1 protein-coding gene is annotated in these 876 nt (G+C 72.5%); it reads left to right on the top strand.

Annotated elements, in window-relative coordinates; translation table 11 throughout:
• Positions 1 to 876 (top strand): AMP-binding protein (locus RZR99_RS32945; protein ID WP_323123845.1); only part of this gene is annotated, 876 nt, incomplete at both ends.

Genomic DNA, 876 nt, shown 5'->3' with positions numbered 1-876 from the left:
CGCACCCCAGAACTCGTCGTCGCCATGCTCGCCGTCTCCAAAGCCGGCGCCGCCTACCTCCCCCTCGATCCCGAGTCCCCCCGCGCACGGCTCGCCCACGTCATCCACGACGCCGCACCCACCCTCCTCATCGCCGACCGCCCCGGCCTGCTCGCCATCGGCAACCTCCTGCCCGAGCCCCTGCCTCTCGTCGAGCTCGAATCCGCCTCATCGCGCTGCGCCAACCTGCCCCGCACCGCGCCCGTCGTCCACGGCCTCGACGCCTCCCGCCTCGCCTACGTCATCTACACTTCCGGCTCCACCGGCCTGCCCAAGGGCGTCATGGTCGAACATCGCCAGCTCGCCAATCTCGTCACCTGGCACATCGACCGCTTCGCCCTCCAGCCCGGCCACGCCTCCTCCGCCACCGCCGGCCTCGCTTTCGACGCCACCACCTGGGAAATCTGGCCCGTCCTCGCCAGCGGCGCCACCTTGCTGCTCCCCCCGACTCAGCTCGCCTCCGATCCCGCCTCCATGCTCCGCTGGTGGCGCGACCAGCCCATCCACTCCGCCTTCCTCGTCACCCCCCTCGCCCTGCTCGCCATCGACGCCGGTCTGCCGACCCGCCTGCGCCAACTGCTCGTCGGCGGCGACCGCCTCGCCCAGTACCCCGCCGCGCTGCCCGACTCCGTCCAGCTCGTCAACAACTACGGCCCGACCGAAACCGCCGTGGTCGCCACCTCCGGCACGCTCCGCCGCGACGACCCCGTCCCCACCATCGGCCGGCCGATCGCCAACACCCGCCTCTATCTGCTCGACGAACACGGCGAACCCGTACCGCTCGGCTCCGCCGGCGAGCTGTACATCGGCGGTGCCGGGGTCGCGCGCGGCTACCTG

Source organism: Burkholderia alba, from assembly GCF_034721475.1.
Taxonomy (GTDB): Bacteria; Pseudomonadota; Gammaproteobacteria; order Burkholderiales; family Burkholderiaceae; genus Burkholderia; species Burkholderia alba.
The sequence above is the reverse complement of the archived record's forward strand: the minus strand, read 5'-3'. Positions and strand labels throughout refer to the sequence as shown.